This is a genomic window from Saccharothrix sp. CB00851 (assembly GCF_001905065.1).
In the GTDB taxonomy this organism is placed as follows: Bacteria; Actinomycetota; Actinomycetes; order Mycobacteriales; family Pseudonocardiaceae; genus Actinosynnema.
Genome location: NZ_LWLC01000032.1, coordinates 52,819 through 70,571 on the forward strand (window position 1 = coordinate 52,819; position 17,753 = coordinate 70,571).

Sequence of the window (17,753 nt, forward strand, 5' to 3'; positions counted from 1 at the left end):
ACCTGAAAAAGATTCGCGTCAACGGTTCCCCGGTCGAGCCCCGAACGCCACACTCCGGTAACGTGAGACGACTCCTCCGACTCCTCGGCACCGTCCTCGCGGCAGCGGGCGCCACCACGCTGGTGACCCCGACCGCGTCCGCCGACGTCAGCGGCCGGATCTCCGTGCTGACCTACAACGTCGCCGGCCTCCCCGAACCGCTGTCGGGCTCGAACCCGGCGGAGAACACCCCGCTCATCGGCGCCCGCATCCGCGACTACGACGTGGTGAACGTCCAGGAGGACTTCAACTACCACGCCGCCCTCTACGCCGCCGACAACCACCCTCACCGCACGCCGACCAGCGGGGGAGTGCCGTTCGGTGACGGCCTCAACACCCTCTCCGCCTACCCGTACAGCGACTTCACCCGGATCAAGTGGAACCGCTGCAACGGCACGGACTGCCTGACCCCCAAGGGCTTCACGTTCTCCCGCCTCCGCCTCGCCGAGGGCGTGTACGTCGACCTCTACAACGTCCACGCCAACGCCGGCAGCACGGACGCCGACCTGGCCGCCCGCCGCGCGAACATCACCCAGTTGTCGGAGTACGTCACCCGGAACTCGGCGGGCAACGCCGTGATCATCATGGGTGACACCAACACCCGCTACACCCGCACGGGCGACAACATCCGCGACCTCGTCCACCCGAACGGCCTCACCGACGCCTGGGTCGAGCTGATCAGGGGCGGCGTCGAACCCGCGGCCGGCGCACCCGCGCTGGTGTGCGACCCGCAGAACGTCACCAGTTCGTGTGAAGTCGTGGACAAGGTCCTCTACCGCGACAACGCCGCCATCGACCTCACCGCCACCACCTACCGCAACGACCACGCCGCCTTCCTCGACGCCGACGGCGAACCGCTGTCCGACCACTACCCGCACGCCGTCGACTTCACCTGGCGGCTCACCGACCACCTCCGGCTCAGCGACCAGTTCGGCGGCCCGCACGGCACCCCGTTCACCGACGTCGACGCCGTGAACCCCGGCACGACGGTGCGCCAGGTGACCCTGAGCGGCGGAGCCCGCCTCGACCGGGTCGGGCTCACGCTCGCCGACGGCACCACGCGAACCCACGGCGGCACCGGCGGCACGCCGACCACGCTGACCCTCCAGCCGGGCGAGCACCTGACCCAGGCCACGCTCACCCGAGGTCAACGCGACGGCCGCACCCGGATCTTCTCCGTCCGCATCACCACCACCCTCGGCCGCACGATCTCCGCCGGCACGCCCACCGCCGACGCGGTCACCCTCACCGCACCCACCGGCTGGCACATCGCGGGTTTCGCCGGCCGGTCCGGGACCGAGATCGACAAGCTGGGCCTGATCTACACCCCGAGCTGACCCTCCTTGCGCGCCTCGACCAGGTAACGCTCCGAACTCGCCACGAACGACCCCTCACGCTCGATGTGCTCGTGCATAGCCCAGAGCCGGTCCCGGTACGCCGAAACGGTGAACCCGGGCACCGTCCACAGCACCTTGCGCAGGAAGTGCACGACCGCGCCGACGTCGAAGAACTCCACCCGCAACGACTCCGACCGCAGGTCCACGACGGTCAGCCCGGCCGCCTCCAACCCGGCCACGGCGCGCTCGGTGCTGCGCGCGTCGCTGACCGGCTGCGGACCCATCATGAAGTCCGTCAGCTCCCGCAACGTGGAGAAGTCCCACCCCTCGACGGGCACGGCCGCGCCCTCGGCCACCAGTTCCTCGAACGTCATGCCCCACAACCTGCTACAGCGGCGCCGAGCACGACACCGGATTATTCGGTCGTCGCGAAGGCCGCCACCCCGTCCCACGCCAGCCACAGGTCGGCGTCCACCTGGTCCTCGTCCGCCACGATCGTGCCCGTCTCGCCGACGTAGAGCCCCAGGTTGCACTCGTGGTCCAGCAGCTTCCGCACCATCCACGCGTGCAGGCTCTCGCTCCCGTCCACCGGCTCACGCGTGATCTGCCGGAAGTAGACCCCGCTCCCGGACGTCTCGATCAAGCTCACCTGGTAGAAACGCGACCCCATTGGACATCACTCCCCGGTCATGGTTGTATACTCTCCGAATTCGAGATGACTATCTCGTACGTACACGATGGACACAAGTCCCGATCGGGTGATGATCGAGGAGAGCGATGACCAGCCCACACCGCAGTGCCGCCCGCATCCAGATCGGCACCACCCTGCGCCGCATGCGCGAAGAGGCAGGCGTGCCCCGGGAACGCGTGGGCGAGGTGCTGCACTGCACGATGACCAAGATCAGCAACATCGAGAACGCGATCAGCGGCGTCAAGCAGGCCGAGCTGGAGAAGCTGCTCGACCTCTACCAAGCCGACGACGCGACGCGCGAGGACCTGCTGGCCCTCAACTCCGAAGCGCACCGGCGCAGGCCGAAGAGCAAGATCGGCGGCACCATCCAGCCCTGGCTGCGCCGCATCCTCGACGTCGAGGCCATCGCCACCGAAGCCCTCTACTCGTCGTTCGAGCTCCTCCCGGCCGTGCTCCAGACCGAGCAGTACGCCCGCGCGCTCATGACCGGCATCGGCCTCAGCGGCGAGCCCTTGGAGAAGAACCTGCAACTGCGCCTTGAACGCCGTGCGCTGCTGACCGACCGCGAGCCGCCGCTGAAGCTGTGGGCGGTGGTCTCCGAGCCCGCGTTCAGGGCCAACATCGGTGGCCCGGAGGTCATGCGGGACCAGCTCAAGCACGTGCTCGCGATGACCGAGCTGGAGAACGTCGTGGTGCAGGTGATGCCGCAAGGAGCGGGAGCGCACGCGTTGTCCGGTACTACGCTGACCTTGTTCCGGCTGCCCGACAAGCTGCCGTCGCTGGTCAGCGTCGACACCCCGTTCGGCGACCACTTCGAGGACGGTGTCAACCACGTGGAGAAGACGAGCCGCTGGTTCGACCACACCCGTGCGAAGGCGTTGGGAGTTGAGGAAAGCCGCGAACTCCTGACCCGGATCACGGAGGAGACCTGATGACCCTGAAGCACGGCGTGTGGACGAAGTTCAGCGGCGGCGGCTCGAATTGCGTCGAGGTCATGCGCACGGCCGACGAGGTGCTCGTCCGCAACAGCAACCGGCCTGAAGAAGTCCCACAGCGCTTCACCTACAGCGAGTGGGACTTCTTCACGCGCGGCGCCAAGCTCGGCGTGTTCGACCTGTAAGCCGGGAAGAGCTACTTCCGGAACGAGATCTGGAGGGTCGGGGCGGAGGTCTCGGCGAAGAAGTCGTTGCCCTTGTCGTCCACCACGACGAACGCCGGGAAGTCCTCCACCTCGATCTTCCAGACCGCTTCCATGCCCAGTTCGGGGTACTCCAGCACCTCGACCTTGCGGATGCAGTCCTGGGCCAGCCGCGCGGCCGGTCCGCCGATCGAGCCCAGGTAGAACCCGCCGTGCGTCTGGCAGGCGTTCGTCACCTGCTTGGACCGATTGCCCTTGGCCAGCATCACCAGCGACCCGCCGGCGGCCTGGAACTGCTCGACGTAGGAGTCCATCCGGCCCGCCGTCGTCGGCCCGAACGACCCGGACGCGTACCCCTCGGGCGTCTTGGCCGGTCCGGCGTAGTACACCGGGTGGTCCTTGAGGTACTGCGGCATCGGCTCGCCCGCGTCCAGCCGTTCCTTGATCTTGGCGTGCGCGATGTCCCGCGCCACCACCAGCGGCCCGGTCAGCGACACGCGCGTCTTCACCGGCAACGCCGACAGCGTCGCGCGGATCTCCGCCATGGGCCGGGTCAGGTCGATCTTCACGACCTCGTCGGACAGGTCCTCGCCGGTCACGTCGGGCAGGAAGTGCGCCGGGTCGCGTTCCAGCTGCTCCAGGAAGATGCCCTCGGGGGTGATCTTCGCCTTGGCCTGCCGGTCCGCCGAACACGACACCGCGATGCCGACCGGGCAGGACGCGCCGTGCCGGGGCAGCCGGATCACGCGCACGTCGTGGCAGAAGTACTTGCCGCCGAACTGGGCGCCGATGCCGAAGTTCCGGGTCAGCTCCAGCACCTGCTGCTCCAGGTCGACGTCCCGGAACGCGTGGCCCGCGGCCGAACCCTCGGTGGGCAGGCCGTCGAGGTAGCGGGCCGACGCGAGCTTGGCGACCTTCAGGTTCTGCTCGGCCGACAGACCGCCGACGACCACGGCGAGGTGGTAGGGCGGGCACGCGGCGGTGCCGAGCGAGCGCAGCTTCTCGTCCAGGAACTTGGCCAGCCGCGAGGGGTTCAGCAGCGCCTTCGTCTCCTGGTACAGGAACGTCTTGTTGGCCGAACCGCCGCCCTTGGCCATGAACAGGAACTCGTACTTCGGCTCCACGCCCGGCGCGGTGAACAGGTCGATCTGCGCGGGCAGGTTGGTGACGGTGTTCTTCTCGTCCCAGAAGGTGACCGGCGCCATCTGCGAGTACCGCAGGTTCAGCTCCTGGTAGGCCTCGAAGATGCCGCGCGACAGGGCTTCCTCGTCCGTGCCGCCGGTCAGCACGGACTCGGTGCGCTTGCCCATCACGATCGCGGTGCCGGTGTCCTGGCACATGGGCAGCACGCCGCCGGCGGAGATGCACGCGTTGCGCAGCAGGTCCATCGCGACGAACCGGTCGTTGCCGCTGGCCTCGGGGTCGTCCACGATCGCGCGCAGCTGGGCCAGGTGCGAGGGGCGCAGCAGGTGCTGGATGTCCCGGATCGCCTCCTTGGCCAGCAGCGTCAGCGCCGCGGGCTCGACCTGGAGGAACGTCCGACCGGCGGCCTCGACCACCGACACGCCGTCCGGCGTCACGAGCCGGTAGTCGGTGTGGTTGTCCTTGGCCAACGGCAGGACGTCGGTGTACTGGAACGTCGGTCCCAACAGGTTCGACGAGGTCACGTCGCGGGCTCCCTTGCGCGCTTCGGGTTCCGACGAACTTATACCGATCGCGCCGTCGCGTCCCGCCACGCGTGGTGTGATTCGCGTCGTGGTCGACAGCCTCACCAAGCGACGGCTCTCCGCCGCCGAACTCGACTCCCTGGTCCGGCGCGTCCTCGGTGTGCCGCTCGCCGCGCACGTCGAGCTGACGGAGGGCATGTTCAACACCGCTTACCGGCTCACCGCGGCGGACGGTCGGGAGGCCGTGCTGAAGGTCGCGCCGCCGCCGGGCGTGCCGCTGCTCACCTACGAGCGGGACCTGATGCGCACGGAGGCGCTGGCGTTCGAGCTGATGGCGTCACGCGGGCTGCCGGTGCCCGAGGTCCTGTTGCACGAGGACGACTTCCTGCTGATGACGGCGCTGAACGGCGTGCCGTGGTCGACCGCACGCCCTGGGCTGACCGATGCCGAGCACGGTGCGCTGCGCCGTGAGCTGGGCGCGATCGTCCGCGAGCTGCACCGGATCACCGGTGACGTGTTCGGCTACGTGCAGGGGCCGAACGCGGCGACGTGGCGTGCGGCGTTCACGGCGATGGTGGACGCGGTGCTGGCGGACGCGGACCGGTTCGGCGTGGAGCTGCCGGACGTGCGACCGGCCTTCGCGGCCCGCGCGCACCTGCTGGACGAGGTCACCGAGCCGGTGCTGGTGCACTTCGACCTGTGGGAGGCGAACATCCTCCTGGCCGGCGGCCACGTCGAGGGGATCATCGACCCGGAGCGGGCGTTGTTCGGCGACCCGTTGGCGGAGATCGCGACCGTGGCGTTGTTCACCGAACTGGACGACGACTACAAGGCCGGTTACGGGATCGAGGGGTTCACCGAGGCCGAGGAGACCCGGATCGCGCTCTACCGCGCGTACCTGTGCCTGATCATGATCGTGGAAGGCGTGCCGCGCGGTTACGCCGGCGAGGAACGCGAAGCGCACGTCCGGTTCTTCCGAGAGAAGCTCGCGGAGTACCTGGGGCTCTAGGGAAACGCGGAAGGCCGGGCCGGCCCCCGACCGCCCCGACCTTCCTCAGCGTGCGACAACCTCCGCGTAATGGGGCGGAGGTGTCGCGTGGCTCGTGTAACGCACGACCGTGCCGTGACAGGCGTCACAAGTCAATCCCGCGCAGCGGTGACGTCCCGCTGGGTGGACCCTGTATCGATCGGGTCGGTTTCAGCTCGCGTAGGCCCGCAGCTTGGCCGCCCGCTCGCCCTGCCGCAGCTTCGACATGACCTCGCGCTCGATCTGCCGCACGCGCTCCCGCGACAGCCCGAACTGCTTGCCGATCTGGTCCAGGGTGCGCGGCTGACCGTCCTCCAGGCCGTAGCGCAGCCGGATCACCGCCTGCTCGCGCGGGTCCAGCGTGGCCAGCACCCGACGCAGGTCGTCCTGCAGCAGGCCGGAGATGACCGCGCTCTCCGCGTCCGTGGCGTCGGAGTCCTCGATGAAGTCGCCCAGCGGGGCGTCCTCCTCGGTGCCGACCGGCATGTCCAGGCTCACCGGGTCGCGGGCGTGGTCGAGCAGGTCGACCACCTTCTCCGGCGACAGGCCCGACTCCTTGGCCAGCTCCTCGTTGGTCGCCTCGCGGCCCAACTGCTGGTGCAGGTCGCGCTTGATCCGGGCGAGCTTGTTGACCTGCTCCACGAGGTGGACGGGCAGCCGGATCGTGCGACCTTGATCCGCCATTCCCCGCGTGATCGCCTGGCGGATCCACCAGGTCGCGTAGGTCGAGAACTTGAAGCCCTTGGTGTAGTCGAACTTCTCCACCGCGCGGATCAGACCCAGGTTCCCCTCCTGGATCAGATCGAGCAGCGGCATTCCGCGGCCGGTGTATCGCTTCGCCAGCGAAACGACCAACCGGAGATTCGCTTCGAGAAGGTGGTTCTTTGCCACGTGCCCATCCCGGATCAACGCGCGGAGTTCGCGTTGGCGCTCCTCCGGCAGCTCCGGGTGGGTCTCGAGCTTGTGCTGCGCGAAGACGCCCGCCTCGATCCGCTTGGCGAGCTCCACCTCGTCCGCCGCGGTCAGCAGCGCTGTCTTGCCGATCCCGTTCAGGTAGACCCGAACCAGGTCCGCGGCCGGTCCCTGGGCGTCGAGGTCCAACTCGGCGCTCGTGCTGGTCGTCTCGTTCCCGACCTGACGGTCGAGGAGCTTCGGGACGGTCATGGCGCTCCCTCCCCCTTGTGTCGCGGGCTGGCAGTGCGGTCGTGTCGCACACTCCGCGCTGCGCTGCGCGGCCACCTTTCGGTGTCTGTCACTGGGGGAAACGCGAACCGGGTCGAAATGGTTCCCGCTTCCCATGACCAGAAGACGTCACTGCCGTCACAGCGGTTGCGCCGCGAATCCTGAGATTTGCCTGAGAAGGATCTAGAGTTCCACCAACACGGTGAACGGGCCGTCGTTCACACTCCGCACCGACATCATCGCGCCGAACCGTCCCGTTTGTACTCGGGCACCCTTCCGGCGCAGTTCCGCGACCACTTCCGCCACCAACGGCTCAGCCCGCTCGGGTCGTGCGGCGGCGGTCCACGACGGCCGCCGCCCCTTCCGCGTCTCTCCGTAAAGTGTGAACTGGCTCACCACGAGCAGGGGCGCTCCGGTCGTCGCGCACGACTGCTCGTCCCTCAGGACGCGCAGCTCGTACAGCTTTCGGGCCATCACATGCGCCCGGACGGCGTCGTCGTCGACGTGGATGCCGAGCAGGACCAGCAGGCCCGGCTCGTCGATGGCGCCGACGACCTCGCCGTCCACGGTGACCGAAGCCTCCGTGACGCGCGCCACAACGGCTCTCACGCGGGCACCACCATGCCGTGCCGGACGAGGTCGCGGACGATCGGGAGCGCGGCTCCGGCCAGCGCGTCCGCGTCCAGGTCGTGGGCGTAGGCGAGCAGGGTCACCAGGTCTTCCAGCGGCAACGCGCCCCGGAAACCCGCCAGCAGCTTCGCCGCGGTCTCGTCCAGCTCGTGCTGCCAGCCGGGGCCGTCCACGCGGTGCAGGCGGCGCACGACCGCCTCCCAGCCCTCGTCGGTGGGGGAGGAGACCTCCTCCAGCAGCACGGTCTCCGGCATGGTGAAGCGGGTGCGCAGGAGCTGGTCGTTGTCGGTGGCGCGCAGCCAGGCGACCCGGTCCAGCCAGGCGGCCGACTCGGGGCCCAGCGGGTCGTCGAAGGCGTGGCGGAGGTCTTCGCACACCACCTCGGCGTGCTCGGTGTCCGTGCGGCGGAGCGTGACGAAGCCGAACCCGATGCCCTCGACGTCGTTCTCGGCGAACCAGTCCAGCCAGGCGGCGGCCTTGGCCCGGCCTTCGGCGCCGCGCGGGTCGACGCCCGCGTCACGCAGCCACGTGCCGACGTAGAGGGCGGGGTCGGCGACGTCGCGCTGCACGAACCAGGCGTCCACACCGCCGCGCGGCAGCCAGCCGGAGACCCGGTCGGCCCAGTCCTCGCCCTTGCGGTGCAGCCAGGAGGCCAGGAGCTGGCCGACGCCGCCTTCGTTGAGGAATGACGGCATCTGGCGCACGACCAGGGCGCTGGCGTCGTCGCCGGCGAGGCCGGAGTCGCGGTAGACGTAGTCGACCCGGGGCGGGCCGACCACGAACGGCGGGTTGCAGACGACCTGGTCGAACCGCCGTCCGCGCAGGGGGCCGAACCACTCGCCCTGGCGGAGTTCGACGTCGACCTCGTTGAGCCGGAACGTGCCCGCGGCCAGGGCGAGCGCGCGTTCGGACAGGTCGGTGGCGGTGATCCGCTCGGCGTGGCGGCTCGCGTGCAGGGCCTGCACGCCGCAGCCGGTGCCCAGGTCGAGGAGGGCGCCGACGGGGCGGCGTGACGTGGCGCGGGCGAGGCTGATGGACGCGTGGCCGACGCCGAGCACGTGGTCGGCCGGGACGGGCCCGCCGCGCTGGTCGGCGTCCTGGTCGGCGATGACCCACCAGGAGCCCTCGTCGTCGCCGTAGGGGCGGATGTCCAGCCCGGCGCGCAGGCCGTCACCGGCACCGCGCAGCACCTCGGCCTTCACGGCGGTGTCCAGGTCGACGTCCGGCAGGGCCGCCCGCACGGCGGCCTCGGGCTCGGTGTCGCCGAGCAGGAACAGGCGGACCAGCGTGCCGAGCGCGCCCGCGTCCCGGGTGGCCCGCCTGGCGGCCTCGGGCTCGCCCCGGCCCAGCGCCGCGTGGGCCTGCGGCCCGAGCACGTCGACCACCCCGTCGGCGTCGTAGTCGGCGGTCCGGAAGGCTTCGCGCAGCCGTGCGGTCAGGTCGGCAGAAAGATCAGGGAGCACCGCGCCATCGTCTCGCGCCCCACCCTCCCGCGCCCTACCAACCCACCCGAACGTCGAACTCGGGGTACCCGAGCGTTCGACACGGTGGTCCTGAGCGTTCGACACGCGCGTTCCGAACGTAGGACACGCGCGAGAGTCCTACGTTCACGTCGCGCGTGTCCTACGTTCAGAACGGGCGTGTCCTACGTTCAGGACCGGTGAGTTCAACGTTCAGGGGTGATGGCCAGGGCGATGGCCATGGCCAGGCGCTGCTCCGGGTCGTCCAACGGCAGCGACGTCACCGCCGCCATCCGCTGCAACCGGTAGCGCAGCGTGTTCGGGTGCACCGATAGCGCCCGGGCCGCCTCACGGGAGTCCCCCTGAGCCGCCAGCCAGGCACGCAGCGTCATCGCGTACTGCGTGCCGTGCTCGGCGTCGTGCCGCACGAGGTCCGCCACCGGCCCGCGCGACGGCAACCGCCCGGCCTCCGCCACCGCCGCCAACCGCCGCAGCAGCACCCGCGCCCACGCCTGGTCGTACACCACGGGCTCACCACCGGACAGGGCCAGGCACTCGTCCGCCTCACCGCGGGACGCGGGCAGTGACGCGGCGTCCGCCCGCCCGCCGACCCCGGCCAGCACGACCGCCTCCGCGGGCAGCTCACGCCCCAGCGCCCGCACCCAGTCCACCGCGGCCGACGGGTCCTCGCCGCACGGCAGCACGGTGTAGAGCACGTTGCCGAACAACGCCGACCGACCGGGCCGTGACCAGCCGAAACCCGCCGTCGCCCGGGAGAACGCGAGCAGCGCCGCCCCGTGCTCACCCTCACCGGCGTGCGCCTGCACGGCGATCACCCGCAGGTCGGTCGACGGCAACCCCAGCCGGGCCAGGTTCGCGGGCAGCCCCGAGTCCAGCGCCTCGATCACCAGGTCCGCCTCGGCCTGTCGCTCCAGGTCCGCCGACGCCCGCGCCCGCAGCAGGTGCAACGCCGCCGTCCGCGCGCCGTCCACCAGCGCCGCCGCACGCACCGCGTCCACCGGGTCGTCCACCTCGACCCACACCGAACCCAGCAGCTCCCGGCCCGCCCGCACCGCCGCCACGAGCCGCCCGCCCAGCTGGTCGGTCAGCTTCGGCACGAACAGCGGCTGGTCGGACCGCGCCAGGTGCGTGAACACGCCGTACGCGTCCAGCGCCTGCCACGCCTCCTCCGGCACCCGCCGACCCAGGATCGTCTCCACCCGCACCTGGTCGACGCCCTGCTGCCGGTACGAGTACGCCAGCACCCGCGACTGCTGGTCCTCGATCGTCACGGGCCCGCCGACCACCGCCGCGATTGCGTCCGCCACCGCGAACAGGTCGCCGGAACCCTGCCCGCCCAGCACGAGAGTCTGCGCGACGTTCGCCAGCTGCCCCCACGGCACCGACGGGTCCACCAACAACACGGCCGCCCCGGACTTCTTCGCCGCCGCGAGCACCCGTTCGTCCAGCGGCGGCGCCCCGTGCAGCACGACCGCCGCCGCCGAGGTCGACCCGACCAGCCGTGCCGCCGCGGCAGGCGAGGGCACGCCCAACCCGAGCAGCACGTCGTCCGCCGCGGCCGTCGTGTGCTCCGCCGGGTCGTGCAGCGCCACCCCGCGCAACTCCACGTCCCGCCCGCGCGGCGCGCAGCTCAGGTGCGTGCCGAGGCTCCCCAGCACGTCCACGAGCCGATCAAGGGCGACCACAACGGGATCCTAAGGTCAGCCGGATGGCCGCGCGTGCGGCTGTGAAATCGCAACCCGGCGGGTGTCCGTCGGGCCGAGCCAGTGGGAGGATGGAGGCATGGTCAGTCCCGAGCGCGACGGCACACCGGTGCTCATCACCGAAGCGGCCCCCTCCTACGAGGAGCAGCACGCCGCGCGCAAGCGCAAGTACGCGATCATGATGGGCGCGCGCATCCCGTGCCTCATCCTGGCGATGGTCTTCTACCAGACCTGGTGGCTGGCCCTGGCGCTGATCGTGCTGTCGGTGCCGCTGCCGTGGATGGCCGTGCTGATCGCGAACGACCGGCCTCCCCGCAAGGCGGAGAAGGCCAGCCGTTTCGTCAAGGAGCACCGCGCGATCGAGTCGCGCCCGCATCACGTCATCGAAGGCTGAGAGGGCTGGGCCGGCTGAGCCGGTTGTGCGCCGACGGCCGACACCGCCCGGGCCGCCGCGCGCACCCCGCCGCGCAGCGCGTCCAGCCGTGACGCCCCGGACAGCCACGCCGCCAGCAACCCCGCGTCGAACGCGTCACCGGCACCGGTCGAGTCCACGCACTCGACGTCCTCCGCCGGCACCGACACCACGCCGTCGGAGTCCACCCAGCTCGCACCGTCCGCGCCGGACGTCAACGCCACCGCGCCCACCACGTCCAGCAACGCCGCGGCCGACGCGGGCTCCGCGGACCCGGTGAGCGCCACCAGCTCCTCGGTGTTCGGCAGCAGCAGGTCAACACCCCGGATGTCGTCCAGGAATCCGTCGTAGATCAACGCCGACGACTGCGGGTCGACCGAGGTCGTCAAACCCGCCTCCCGGGCCGCGCGCAGCACCGCCAACCCGGCGGGCCGGGACGACGCGTCCAGCAGCACGTACCCGGACAGGTGCAGGTGCGCGGCGTCCCGCAGCAGCCCTTCGTCCAGGTCACCGGGGGAGAAACGGGCGTTCGCGCCCCGGTCGGGCAGCATGCTGCGCTGACCGGTCTCGTCCACCAGCACCACCACGCAGCACGTCGCCGCCTCCGGGTCCACGGCGAACGCGCACCGCACCCCGGCCGACGTCAGCTCGGCGTGCACCTGGCGTCCCGCCGAGTCCGCGCCGACCCGGGCCACCAGCACCGGCGACGCGCCGCACGCGGCCAGCCACACCGCCGTGTTGGCACCCGCGCCACCGGGTTCGATGGTCACCGACGCCCGCGAGTCACCGCCGTGCACGATCGGGCCCGCGTGCCGGGCCACCACGTCCAGCCCGGCGTCGCCCACGACCACGATCCCGCTTCTCACGCCGCCAGCTCCACGGCCACCGCCGCGGCGAGGGAGGCGTTCGACACGACCAGGGCCTCGTTGGCGTCCAGGCTCACCCCGCCGCTGGCGGTGTGGAAGTGCTCCAGCAGCACGGGCGTGACCTCCTTGCCCTGCACGTTCCGCTCGCGCAGCAGCTCCAAGCCCTCCGTCAGCAGCCGTTCGTGCAGGTCGGCGGCCATCTCGAAGTCGACCGGGATGGGGTTGGCCAGCAGCACGCCCGCCGAGCCCGGCACGGTCCGGTGCGCCGCCACCACGGCCGCCGCCTCCGCGGCCGAGTCGACCCGCCACGGCACGCCGAAGTCCGATTCCCGCCGGTAGAACGCGGGGAAGCGGTCCGTGCCGAAGCCGATCACCGGCACCGAACGGGTCTCCAGCAACTCCAGCGTCGCGCCCATGTCCAGGATCGACTTCACGCCCGAGCACACCACCAGCACCGGCGTCGTGGCCAGCACGTCCAGGTCGGCGGACACGTCCCACGTCTCGCGGGCGCCCCGGTGCACGCCACCCAGACCACCGGTGGCGAACACCCCGATCCCGGCCGCGTGCGCCAACGCCGCCGTGCCGGCCACCGTCGTCGCACCGTCGCGCTTCAACGCGTACGCCGCGCCCAGGTCACGCCGGGACAGCTTCACCAGGTCATTTGTTGGGTCGCAGACAAAATCCAGTTCGGCGGGGGTCAACCCGATCTTGGGCACGCCACCGAGGACGGCGATCGTGGCCGGTACCGCGCCCGCGGCGCGCACCACGCCTTCGAGCCGTTCGGCGACCTCGCGGTTGCGGCCGGGCGGTAGCCCGTGGGACAGGATGGTGCTCTCCAACGCGACCACCGGCCGGTTCTCGGCCAGGGCGGATCGGACCTCGTCGGTGACGCTCGGCGTACTCACGAGGTGCCATCTTCCCAGGTACCCTGGGCGCGTGAGCACGCAGACTCTGCCCGACGTGGAGACCCGGCCGGAAGGCACGGACACCACCGGTGACGACACCCCGAAGATGTTCCACTACGTGCGGAAGGCCAAGATCGCGGAAAGCGCGGTGATGGGCACGCACGTGGTGGCGCTGTGCGGCGAGGTGTTCCCGGTGACGAAGTCGCCCAAGCCGGGCTCTCCCGTCTGCCCGGAATGCAAGAAGATCTACGACAGCCTGCCCAAGGGCGGCGGCGAGTAAGCCCTCCGCACGTCGAGAAGCTCAGGAAGGCCCCGGCACCGACCCGCCGGGGCCGGACCCGTGCCCGCTCACCCGCGTCTCGCGCGCCGTCCGGCGTTCCACCGGCAACGGCACGGTGTGGTGGGTGTCCGCGGGTGACGGCGCGGTGTGGTTGCGGCCCGGCGGCTCGGCCCCCGCGGGCGGCTTGTTCCGGTCCGAACGGATCCGCTCGGCCGCCCGCTCGATCTCCAGCCGCTGCCACCGCCGCCGCTGCCGCCGCGTCATCTTCGCCGGCCACATCTCCTGCATCGCGCTGTTGAAGTACGCGCCGAGCGTGATCGCGAGCCCGATCAGGTAGGCGAACAGCAGGAACGCGATCGGCGTCGCCAGCGCGCCGTAGGTGTACCCGGTGGTCGTGATCCACTGGATGTAGAGCCGCAGCCCGATCGAGGACAGCAGGAACACCGCCATCGCCAGCACGGCGCCCGGCAGCAGCCGGTGCCACGGCAGCTTGTTCGGCAGCGACAGCTTGTACAACGTCGCCAGCGCCACCACCAGCAGCACCGCCATGCCCGGGTAGTAGAACGCGCTCAGCCACGACTCGATCGTCGGTTCCCACGAGTCCGGGAACACCCGCGGCAGCAGGTCGGGGCCCAGCGCCACCACCGGCAGGCCGAGGATCAGCAGCACCAGGCTCGCCATGTAGAGCAGCAGCGCGAAGATCCGCTGCCACACCTCGTTGCGCACGCCGTACTGGTCGTGCGCCGCGGTGATCGCGTCCACGAACGACGACATCGCCGACGACCCGGCCCACAGCGAGATCAGGAAGCCGACCGAGACGATCTCGCCCTTGCCGGTGGTGAGGATCTGGTCGACCGTGGGCACGATCACCCCGTTGACCACGTCCTGGCTGAAGATCGTCCGGCAGGTGGAGATGATCCGGTCCTTGACCGCGCTCACGACCTCCGGCCCGAACCAGTCGCCGAGGTACCCGAGGCTGCCCAGCAACCCCAGCAGCAGCGGCGGGAACGACAGGACCTGCCAGAACGCCGCCTCGGCCGCCTCGGAGAAGATGCTGCCGTCCCAGGCCTTGGACAACGTGCGCGCCAACAGGCGCAGGGGTCCCTTGCGACCCGCGCTGCGTGCTGTGTCGTCCCTCGGCGAACCCATCGCAACATCAAGCATGGTGCATGGCGGGTGATTTCGCGGCATCGGCCACCGTGCGTCGCGAGCGCAGCGGGTAGGCTGTGGATCGCCCTCGACGGTTACCCGCAGCGAGGGCATTTGCGTGTCCACCCCGCAACGCGACCGCACCACCGGTCGCACGGCCCCCGCGGCACCGCCGCTGATCAGCGCAGAAAGGGTTCGAGGTTGTCGCAACCGCAAGTCGCCACGACCCGTCCCCTCCGCGCCTGGCAGCGCCGCGCGCTGACGAAGTACCTGGCGGCCAAGCCGAAGGACTTCCTGGCCGTCGCCACGCCCGGCGCGGGCAAGACCACGTTCGGCCTGCGCGTCGCGGCGGAACTGCTGGCCGACCGCACGATCGAGGCCGTCACGATCGTCACGCCCACCGAGCACCTCAAGCACCAGTGGGCGAAGGCGGCGGCCGAGGCGGGCATCGCGATCGACTCGAACTTCCGCAACACCATGGCGGTGACCTCCCGCGACTACCATGGCGTCGCGCTCACGTACGCCCAGGTCGCGGCTCACCCGATGCTGCACCGGGTGCGCACGGAGAACCGCAAGACGCTCGTGCTGCTCGACGAGATCCACCACGGCGGCGACGCGAAGTCGTGGGGTGACGCGATCCGCGAGGCGTTCACGCCCGCCGTGCGCCGGCTGTGCCTGACCGGAACGCCGTTCCGCTCGGACGACTCGCCGATCCCGTTCGTCAGCTACGAGCCGGGCCCGGACGGCGTGCAGCGCAGTCGCGCCGACCACTCCTACGGCTACTCGGACGCGTTGCGCGACGGCGTGGTCCGGCCGGTGATCTTCCTCGCCTACTCGGGTGAGGCGCAGTGGCGCACGAGCGCGGGCGAGGAGTTCTCCGCCCGGCTGGGCGAGCCGTTGACGCAGGAGCAGACGGCGCGGGCGTGGCGGGTGGCGCTGGACCCGACGGGCGAGTGGATGCCGTCGGTGCTCAAGGCCGCCGACATGCGCCTGACCCAGTTGCGCGAGGGCGGTGTGCCCGACGCGGGCGGCCTGGTGATCGCCACCGACCAGACCGTGGCCAAGGCCTACGCCGAGATCCTGAAGCGCACCACGGGCCACGAGGCGACCCTGGTCCTCTCCGACGACCCGAAGGCGTCCGGCCGGATCGCCGAGTTCGCCGCCTCGACCGACCGCTGGCTGATCGCCGTGCGGATGGTGTCCGAGGGCGTGGACGTGCCGCGGCTGGCCGTCGGCGTGTACGCCACCAGCGCCTCGACGCCGCTGTTCTTCGCCCAGGCCGTCGGCCGGTTCGTGCGGGCCAGGGCCAAGGGCGAGACGGCCAGCGTGTTCCTGCCCAGCGTGCCGGTCCTGCTGGGGTTGGCGAGCGAGCTGGAGCAGCAGCGCGACCACGTGCTGGGCAAGCCGCACCGGGAGAAGGACGGCTGGGACGACGAGCTGCTGTCGCAGGCCAACCAGGTCAAGGACGAGCCAGGCGAGGAGGAGAAGGCGTTCACCGCGCTGGGCGCCTCGGCCGAGCTCGACCAGGTGATCTACGACGGCTCGTCGTTCGGAACGGCGGCGTTCGCGGGCAGCGACGAGGAGCAGGAGTACCTGGGCCTGCCCGGCCTGTTGGAGCCGGACCAGGTACGCGCGTTGCTGCGGCAGCGGCAGGAGAAGCAGCTGGTCGAGGCCAGCAAGCGCCAGGTCGCCGCACCACCGCCGCCACCGGCCGCGACCCGTCCGGCGAGCGTGCAGGAACGGCTGGCGCAGCTGCGCAAGGAGCTGAACACCCTGGTGGCCATGCACCACCACCGCACCAAGAAGCCGCACGGCAAGATCCACAACCAGCTGCGCGAGTACTGCGGTGGCCCGCCGACCGCGATGGCCAGCATCGAGCAGCTCGAGGAACGGATCGCCACCCTGCGTTCGTGGTGACCTCTCCGGCGACGTTCGTTGTGACCGGATGTAACGAACTACGGCATTAGGCGTAGTCAGATGTCCGTTCGGTTACCTCGCCGTTAGCGCATCGTGCCTACTTTACCGGTCAAGTGTGCTTCCGGTCACCGTGGGTGTGGGCATACGTTGTGCGCCACAACATTTACGCTCCTGCGTGAAAGGGATGGCGGATGCGCAGCAAGAGCCTCGCTCTCATCGCCCTTGGCACCGGCCTCGCCGTGGCCATGACGGCATGTGGCGCCAACACGTCCGGTGGTGGCACCACCACCTCGGACACCAACACGAACAGCGGCTCGGGCGGCGCGAAGGTCGGCGTCATCCTCCCCGAGACCGCCAGCTCCGCGCGGTGGGAGGGCTTCGACAAGCCGCTCCTGCAGAAGGCGCTGGAGGCCGAGGGCCTCCAGGCGGACATCCAGAACGCCCAGGGTGACGTGCAGAAGTTCTCCACGCTCGCCGACGGCATGATCAACGCCGGGGTCAAGGTGCTGATCATCGCCACGCCGAACAGCGAGATCGGCGCGACGGTCGCGAAGAAGGCCGAGGCGCAGGGCATCCCGGTCATCGACTACGACCGGCTGAACCTGGGCGGCAGCTCGAAGTACTACGTCTCGTTCGACAACGAGAAGGTCGGCGAGCTGCAGGGCCAGGGCCTCGTGCAGGGCCTCGCCGCGCTGGCGCCGGACAAGAAGCCCGCCGAGATCATCGAGATCGAGGGCGCGCCGACGGACAACAACGCCACCCTGTTCTACAACGGCCAGCAGAAGGTGCTGAAGCCGAAGTACGACGCCGGTGACCTGAAGCTGGTCCAGTCGCAGCCGATCGACAACTGGGACAACCAGAAGGGCGGCACCACCTTCGAGCAGATCCTGACCGGCAACGGCCAGAAGGTCGACGGCGTCGTCGCCGCGAACGACGGCCTCGCCGGCGCGATCATCACCGTGCTCAAGAAGTACGGCCTCAACGGCAAGGTCCCGGTCACCGGCCAGGACGCCACCCCGGAGGGCCTGCAGGCCATCCTGCGCGGCGACCAGTTCATGACCGTGTTCAAGCCGATCAACGACCAGGCGAACGCGACCGCCAAGCTGGCCGCCGCGCTGGCCAAGGGCGACACGGCCGCCGCCGACGCGCTCGCCACCGGCGTCACCAAGGACACCACCGGCAACCGCGACGTCAAGTCGGTCCTGCTGCCCGCGCAGCTGATCACCAAGGACAAGGTCAAGACCGTCGTGGACGCGGGCTTCGTCAAGGCGACGGAGATCTGCGTCGCCGACCTGGCCGCCGTCTGCACCGAGCTCGGCATCAAGTAGT

General features: G+C 70.5%; 18 protein-coding genes. 8 read left to right on the plus strand and 10 right to left on the minus strand.

The window, feature by feature from the left end; genetic code table 11:
• Window positions 1-62 precede the first annotated feature (62 nt).
• Window positions 63-1,376: a jacalin-like lectin gene (locus A6A25_RS28135; protein ID WP_073895257.1), complete on the plus strand. Its 1,314-nt coding sequence runs from the start codon at window positions 63-65 to the stop codon at window positions 1,374-1,376.
• On the opposite strand, the gene A6A25_RS28140 is transcribed toward A6A25_RS28135, so the two are convergent.
• Together A6A25_RS28140 and A6A25_RS28145 are read right to left on the minus strand one after the other, a co-directional pair.
• Entirely contained in the window at window positions 1,361-1,750 is a 390-nt protein-coding gene (locus A6A25_RS28140) for a hypothetical protein (protein ID WP_073895259.1), read from the minus strand. The genes A6A25_RS28135 and A6A25_RS28140 overlap by 16 nt on opposite strands.
• 41 nt (window positions 1,751-1,791) lie before the next feature.
• Window positions 1,792-2,046 (minus strand): hypothetical protein, encoded by a 255-nt coding sequence (locus A6A25_RS28145; RefSeq protein ID WP_073895261.1) that lies wholly within the window; start codon window positions 2,044-2,046, stop codon window positions 1,792-1,794.
• Between the two features lie 107 nt (window positions 2,047-2,153).
• Between A6A25_RS28145 and A6A25_RS28150 the strand changes: the two genes are divergently transcribed.
• Both A6A25_RS28150 and A6A25_RS28155 read left to right on the plus strand, forming a co-directional pair.
• On the plus strand, window positions 2,154-2,999 hold the full coding sequence (locus A6A25_RS28150) for a helix-turn-helix domain-containing protein (RefSeq protein WP_073895263.1): 846 nt from the start codon (window positions 2,154-2,156) through the stop codon (window positions 2,997-2,999).
• On the plus strand, window positions 2,999-3,187 hold the full coding sequence (locus A6A25_RS28155; RefSeq protein ID WP_073895265.1) for a DUF397 domain-containing protein: 189 nt from the start codon (window positions 2,999-3,001) through the stop codon (window positions 3,185-3,187). The genes A6A25_RS28150 and A6A25_RS28155 overlap by 1 nt, the downstream gene beginning before the upstream one ends.
• An 11-nt stretch (window positions 3,188-3,198) precedes the next feature.
• Here A6A25_RS28155 and A6A25_RS28160 read toward each other — a convergent pair whose 3' ends face one another.
• Window positions 3,199-4,857, minus strand: a complete 1,659-nt coding sequence (locus A6A25_RS28160; RefSeq protein ID WP_143193467.1) for a fumarate hydratase — start codon at window positions 4,855-4,857, stop codon at window positions 3,199-3,201.
• A gap of 103 nt (window positions 4,858-4,960) precedes the next feature.
• On the opposite strand from A6A25_RS28160, the gene A6A25_RS28165 reads away from it, so the two are divergent.
• Window positions 4,961-5,881: a phosphotransferase family protein gene (locus tag A6A25_RS28165; RefSeq protein WP_143193462.1), complete on the plus strand. Its 921-nt coding sequence runs from the start codon at window positions 4,961-4,963 to the stop codon at window positions 5,879-5,881.
• 189 nt (window positions 5,882-6,070) lie between these two features.
• Here A6A25_RS28165 and A6A25_RS28170 read toward each other — a convergent pair whose 3' ends face one another.
• From A6A25_RS28170 to A6A25_RS28185, 4 genes are all read right to left on the minus strand, one after another.
• A complete protein-coding gene (locus A6A25_RS28170) occupies window positions 6,071-7,063 on the minus strand; it encodes a sigma-70 family RNA polymerase sigma factor (RefSeq protein WP_073895269.1) in 993 nt (330 codons plus the stop codon).
• Between the two features lie 201 nt (window positions 7,064-7,264).
• Window positions 7,265-7,690, minus strand: a complete 426-nt coding sequence (gene dtd, locus A6A25_RS28175) for a D-aminoacyl-tRNA deacylase (RefSeq protein WP_073895271.1) — start codon at window positions 7,688-7,690, stop codon at window positions 7,265-7,267.
• Window positions 7,687-9,174 carry a DUF7782 domain-containing protein gene (locus A6A25_RS28180; protein WP_073895274.1) on the minus strand — a complete coding sequence of 496 codons (1,488 nt, stop codon included), beginning with the start codon at window positions 9,172-9,174 and terminating at the stop codon, window positions 7,687-7,689. Before A6A25_RS28180 ends, dtd begins: the two co-directional genes overlap by 4 nt.
• Window positions 9,175-9,377: 203 nt before the next feature.
• Window positions 9,378-10,877 carry a PucR family transcriptional regulator gene (locus A6A25_RS28185; RefSeq protein WP_073895276.1) on the minus strand — a complete coding sequence of 500 codons (1,500 nt, stop codon included), beginning with the start codon at window positions 10,875-10,877 and terminating at the stop codon, window positions 9,378-9,380.
• Window positions 10,878-10,974: 97 nt separating this feature from the next.
• Here A6A25_RS28185 and A6A25_RS28190 point away from each other — a divergent pair, with 97 nt between their 5' ends.
• Window positions 10,975-11,289, plus strand: coding sequence for a DUF3099 domain-containing protein (locus A6A25_RS28190; RefSeq protein WP_073895278.1), 315 nt, complete (start codon window positions 10,975-10,977; stop codon window positions 11,287-11,289).
• Here the strand turns inward: A6A25_RS28190 and A6A25_RS28195 are convergent.
• Both A6A25_RS28195 and A6A25_RS28200 read right to left on the minus strand, forming a co-directional pair.
• Window positions 11,271-12,173, minus strand: a complete 903-nt coding sequence (locus A6A25_RS28195; protein WP_073895280.1) for a carbohydrate kinase family protein — start codon at window positions 12,171-12,173, stop codon at window positions 11,271-11,273. The two genes, A6A25_RS28190 and A6A25_RS28195, sit on opposite strands and share 19 nt — an antisense overlap.
• Window positions 12,170-13,078 (minus strand): pseudouridine-5'-phosphate glycosidase, encoded by a 909-nt coding sequence (locus A6A25_RS28200; protein WP_073895282.1) that lies wholly within the window; start codon window positions 13,076-13,078, stop codon window positions 12,170-12,172. Before A6A25_RS28200 ends, A6A25_RS28195 begins: the two co-directional genes overlap by 4 nt.
• Before the next feature lie 31 nt (window positions 13,079-13,109).
• On the opposite strand from A6A25_RS28200, the gene A6A25_RS28205 reads away from it, so the two are divergent.
• On the plus strand, window positions 13,110-13,358 hold the full coding sequence (locus A6A25_RS28205; protein ID WP_073895284.1) for a DUF3039 domain-containing protein: 249 nt from the start codon (window positions 13,110-13,112) through the stop codon (window positions 13,356-13,358).
• 21 nt (window positions 13,359-13,379) lie between these two features.
• Here A6A25_RS28205 and A6A25_RS28210 read toward each other — a convergent pair whose 3' ends face one another.
• On the minus strand, window positions 13,380-14,522 hold the full coding sequence (locus tag A6A25_RS28210) for a YihY/virulence factor BrkB family protein (RefSeq protein ID WP_143193464.1): 1,143 nt from the start codon (window positions 14,520-14,522) through the stop codon (window positions 13,380-13,382).
• 186 nt (window positions 14,523-14,708) lie between these two features.
• Here A6A25_RS28210 and A6A25_RS28215 point away from each other — a divergent pair, with 186 nt between their 5' ends.
• Window positions 14,709-16,424 carry a DEAD/DEAH box helicase gene (locus tag A6A25_RS28215; protein WP_073895286.1) on the plus strand — a complete coding sequence of 572 codons (1,716 nt, stop codon included), beginning with the start codon at window positions 14,709-14,711 and terminating at the stop codon, window positions 16,422-16,424.
• Window positions 16,425-16,615: 191 nt separating this feature from the next.
• On the plus strand, window positions 16,616-17,752 hold the full coding sequence (locus A6A25_RS28220; protein WP_073895288.1) for a sugar ABC transporter substrate-binding protein: 1,137 nt from the start codon (window positions 16,616-16,618) through the stop codon (window positions 17,750-17,752).
• The last annotated feature ends 1 nt before the right edge of the window (window position 17,753 follow it).

What these genes read in the sequence shown, in the direction of transcription:
- A6A25_RS28140 (WP_073895259.1), bottom strand. Translation starts at nt 1,750, where the DNA reads ATGACGTTCGAGGAACTGGTGGCCGAGGGCGCGGCCGTGCCCGTCGAG.
- A6A25_RS28145 (WP_073895261.1), bottom strand. Translation starts at nt 2,046, where the DNA reads ATGGGGTCGCGTTTCTACCAGGTGAGCTTGATCGAGACGTCCGGGAGC.
- A6A25_RS28150 (WP_073895263.1), top strand. Translation starts at nt 2,154, where the DNA reads ATGACCAGCCCACACCGCAGTGCCGCCCGCATCCAGATCGGCACCACC.
- A6A25_RS28155 (WP_073895265.1), top strand. Translation starts at nt 2,999, where the DNA reads ATGACCCTGAAGCACGGCGTGTGGACGAAGTTCAGCGGCGGCGGCTCG.
- A6A25_RS28170 (WP_073895269.1), bottom strand. Translation starts at nt 7,063, where the DNA reads ATGACCGTCCCGAAGCTCCTCGACCGTCAGGTCGGGAACGAGACGACC.
- A6A25_RS28190 (WP_073895278.1), top strand. Translation starts at nt 10,975, where the DNA reads ATGGTCAGTCCCGAGCGCGACGGCACACCGGTGCTCATCACCGAAGCG.
- A6A25_RS28210 (WP_143193464.1), bottom strand. Translation starts at nt 14,522, where the DNA reads ATGCTTGATGTTGCGATGGGTTCGCCGAGGGACGACACAGCACGCAGC.
- A6A25_RS28220 (WP_073895288.1), top strand. Translation starts at nt 16,616, where the DNA reads ATGCGCAGCAAGAGCCTCGCTCTCATCGCCCTTGGCACCGGCCTCGCC.